The sequence below is a fragment of the Streptomyces sp. OfavH-34-F genome (assembly GCF_022347745.1).
Classification (GTDB): Bacteria; Actinomycetota; Actinomycetes; order Streptomycetales; family Streptomycetaceae; genus Streptomyces.
On sequence record NZ_JAKRGC010000458.1, the window covers coordinates 1 to 3,878 of the forward strand.

The following is a 3,878-nucleotide window of genomic DNA, read 5'->3' on the forward strand; positions in this document are numbered from 1 at the left end:
CGGGACGGCGGCCTGCGGGCCGGTCCCGGGGTGTGCCCGCACCTGGGGGCTCCGCTGCGGGAGAGCCGGGTGGTGTGCGGCACGCTGGTGTGCCACTGGCACGGACTGGCCCTGGACGGTGGGCCGTTCGCCGGGTGGCGGCCGTTCCCGGTGCATGACGACGGCGTCCTGGTGTGGGTGCGGCTGGACGGGGTGGGGGGTGAGGAGCCCACCGACCGGCCGGTGGTGCCGGTCCGGCCGGCGCCGGCGGTCGCGGTGGACGCGGTGTTCACGGCGGTGGGGCGGTGCGAGCCCCAGGACGTGGTGGCCAACCGGCTGGACCCGTGGCACGGTTCCTGGTTCCACCCGTACTCGTTCCTCGATCTGTCGGTGGTGCGCGAGCCGGACGGCGCGGGGGACGACGCGTTCGTCGTCGATGTGTCCTTCCGGGTGGCGGGGCGGCTGGTGGTGCCGGTGCGGGCCGAGTTCACGGCGCCGGAGCCGCGGACGGTCGTCATGCGCATCACCGACGGCGAGGGGGCGTCGTCCGTGGTGGAGACGCATGCGACCCCGCTGACGGGGCCGGGCCACGCGCGTCCGCGTACCGCCGTGGTCGAGGCGACGGTCGCCGCGTCGGACCGGGCGGGCTTCGCGCTGGCCCGGACCGCCGCCCCGCTGCTGCGTCCGCTGATGCGGCGTACGGCGGGCCGGCTGTGGCGGGACGACCTGGCGTACGCGGAGCGGCGCTGGGCGCTGCGCGGTACGGGGCGGTTCCCCGGCTGACCGGGTGCGGCGCCGGTGTTCAGGCGCGGCGCAGCCCGGCGAGCGCCCGCAGTGTGCGGGAGCGGCCCGCCCGGGGCACCGTCCACAGCGTCTGTCCCCGCACGCCCCGGTCGGCGAGGAGTGCGTTCGCGGCGAGGAAGCCGGTGGTGGCGGCGCGTTCCATGAGGGCGACGGGCAGGTCGCAGCGGATGGCGTCGCCGGCGAGCACCAGCCAGGGGTGGGGGGTGCGGACGGCGGGGCGGCGGCGGTGGGAGCCGGGTGCGAAGAGCGGGCAGTCGGAGCGCCACTCGTGCCTGCTGTCGACGATCCGGGCGTCGCGCGTCTCCGGGTACACCTGGTGCAGCCGGTCGGTCAGCGTTTCCTGGACGTCCTTGTGCTCGGCCTCGGGGTCCACGGCGTACGCGTGGAGTTCCACGACGGAGCCCCCGGTGCGCGCGGCCCAGCGGGCGGCCTCGCCCTCGTACCGTTCGAGGACGCTGATGTTGTCGAGTCCTCCGTAGCCGCTGGTGCCGAGGAAGCCGGGCCGGTCGGCGCGGACGGGGCGGTCGAGCCAGAGGCGGGAGACGAGGAAGGGCGGTGCGGTGCGCAGGGCGGCGACGTCGTCGCGCCAGCGGCCGGTGCCGAGGCCGGGTGAGGCGGCGACGAGGCCGCGCAGGGCGCCGGGGTCGAGGGCGAGGACCACGGCTCCGTGCCGGTCGGTGCCGGCGTCGGTGTGCACCCGGGCCCCGTCGCCGTCGGGGGTGACGCGGTGGACGGGGGTGCCGGTGCGGAGGTCGGAGCGGTGGCCCCGGAGGTAGTCGGCGAGGGGTTCCCAGAGCGCCTGCGGGAAGGGTTCGGCCGGTACGTCGAAGAGCAGGCCCTCCGCCGAGCCGAGGAAATAGATGTGGAACATCAGCAGCAGTTCGGCGGCGGACAGGTGGCGCGGGTCGGCGAAGAAGCTGCGCGAGAACACCTCGAACGCCAGGTGGTGGGCGGCCTCGGGGAAGCGCACGCTGTCCAGGAAGCCGGTCGCGGTGACGTGGTCGTAGCGCTCGTACACCTCGGGGACGCGTACGTCGAGGAGCGGGAGCGCGGCGCGGGCGTCCATGGCGGCCAGGTCGCGCCAGCCGAAGGTGGGGCTCAGCGCGACGAATCCGAGGGCGCTGAGGGGCGGGGTCCGGGGGACGCGGGCGAAGCTGTCGGTCAGGCCGCCGCTGTGCCGGAGGGGGTAGTCGGGCAGCGGGGTGAGACGGGTGAGGCCGGGGTCCGTACGGCGCAGCAGGCCGCGCAGGTTGTAGTACTGGCGGAAGAAGGCGTGGAAGCCGCGGCTCATGGTCGCCCGGGAGCCGTCGGCGAGGAGGGTGCGACGGCCGGAGAGCCGGCCGCCGAGGGCGTCGTCCTTCTCGTAGAGGGTGACGCGGGCGCCGCGTTCGGCCAGCAGGGTGGCCGCCGCCAGTCCGGCGATTCCGCCGCCGACGACGGCGACCGAGGGGGCCTCACCGGTGGGGAAGCGGGGGGCGCCGGGTGCGGGCGGCAGGATGTCGGCCTTGCGGTCGCGGCCTCGGCGGGCGGTGGTGGGGGGTGGGGTGGTCATGGGCGGTGCTTCCGTGTCGGGGCGGGTCGTCAGTGGCGGGCGAGGAAGGTGTGCACGATGCCGGTCTGCCAGCCGGGGACGGGGGCGACGCGTACCGCGGTGAGTCCGGCCCGGGCGATCCGGTGGGCGAAGCGGGGCGCGGTGTCGAAGGCGAGGACGCTGCGCCAGAGGTGGTGGTAGAGCGCGCGGTCGCCGGTGAGGGTGCCCGCCGGGATGATCACCCCGTGGCAGACGGCCGTCCACAGCGCTCGGTGCGCGCGTGAGCCGCTGAGGCTGTACTCGTGGGCGGCGAAGCGTCCGCCGGGCTTCAGCAGGGAGCGGACGGTGCCCAGGATCGCGTCCGGGTCGGTGACGTTGCGGAAGAGGTAGGCGGCGAACACCGCGTCGAAGGGGCCTTCGCCGGCCGTGGCGAGTTCTTCGGCGGTGAGGTGGGCGAAGCGGACGCGGGCGGGCCAGGGTTTGGCGCGGGCGTGGTGCAGCATGCCCGCCGAGGCGTCGACGGCGGTGATCGTCGCCCGGGGTGCGGCGGCGAGGAGGGCCCGGGTGGAGGCGCCGGTGCCGCAGCCGAGGTCGAGGAGGTGCAGACCGGCGCCGCCGTCGGGGAGGGCGAGGCGGCGGGCGGAGCGCAGCAGGTCGGTGCGGTAGCCGGGGTTGAGGGCGGTGAGGCGGTCGTAGGTGTGGGAGGCATGGTCGAAGGCGCGGGCCAGTTCGCGGTCCCGCAGGAGGCTCATCGGTGGCGTTCTCCGGGTTCGGTGAGGGGGCGGGTCCGGCGGGGCAGGAAGGGCAGTTCGGCCGCGGTGGCGAGCATCGGCCGGACGGGGGTGCGCAGTCCGATGCCCCAGTCCTCGCGGAGCGAGGCCGTGCCGTCGAGGAAGCGCAGCAGGCGTGCGGCGGGGACGTGGCGGAACAGGTCGGTGAAGAAGGCCGGGCCGTCGATGCGGCCGGTGTCCAGGGCGCGGAGCATGATGGCGTCCATGGCCAGGGCCCGGCGGCCGTGCGGGGCGGGGACGGTGGCGCGTCCGGTGCGCAGGGCGGCGGCGATCGCGCGGCTCTGGCGCTGGACGGCGGCGAAGGTGTATCCGGTGGCGGGCCGGGTGGCGCCGCCGGCCGTGCCGATGCGGAACACGGAGGTTCCGGCGCGGCGGGGGAAGCGGGCGTCCGTCATGGGGATCAGCCCCTGTTCGGTGCGTTCCACGGTGAGGTGGCCGAGGCTCAGGACGTCGCGGCAGTAGTGCCCGAGGGCCGCTTCGTACGCCGGGGTGGTGAGCGGCCGGCGGGAGAACTCGGTGTATTCGACGAGGGCGCGGTCCGGGGCCAGGGGCAGGACGTAGCCGAAGGCGAGTCCGTGGGCGGGCTGGGGGACGCGGAAGTCCATCAGGTCGGCGACGCGGGTGTCGAAGCGGGCGGTGGCGGTGCGGACGAACCAGCCGCGGAAGTGCTGGAGCAGGTGGGTGCGGGCGGGGGGCAGGGCGGGCAGCGGCCGTGAGTCGAAGACGCGGCGGGCGCGCAGGGTCAGCGTGCGGCCCTGCGGCAGGGTGCAGCG

At 76.0% G+C, this 3,878-nt stretch carries 4 protein-coding genes; 1 reads left to right on the forward strand and 3 read right to left on the reverse strand.

Annotated features, from left to right (window positions below; all coding sequences use genetic code 11):
• Positions 1–762 (forward strand): DUF5914 domain-containing protein (locus MHW47_RS33210; protein WP_239227565.1); only part of this gene is annotated, 762 nt, incomplete at its 5' end.
• A gap of 19 nt (positions 763–781) precedes the next feature.
• Here the strand turns inward: MHW47_RS33210 and MHW47_RS33215 are convergent.
• From MHW47_RS33215 to MHW47_RS33225, 3 genes are all read right to left on the reverse strand, one after another.
• Positions 782–2,335, reverse strand: coding sequence for an FAD-dependent oxidoreductase (locus tag MHW47_RS33215; RefSeq protein WP_239227566.1), 1,554 nt, complete (start codon positions 2,333–2,335; stop codon positions 782–784).
• 29 nt (positions 2,336–2,364) lie between these two features.
• Positions 2,365–3,066 carry a methyltransferase domain-containing protein gene (locus MHW47_RS33220; RefSeq protein ID WP_239227567.1) on the reverse strand — a complete coding sequence of 234 codons (702 nt, stop codon included), beginning with the start codon at positions 3,064–3,066 and terminating at the stop codon, positions 2,365–2,367.
• Positions 3,063–3,878 (reverse strand): lycopene cyclase family protein (locus MHW47_RS33225; RefSeq protein WP_239227568.1); only part of this gene is annotated, 816 nt, incomplete at its 5' end. The genes MHW47_RS33225 and MHW47_RS33220, both read right to left, overlap by 4 nt.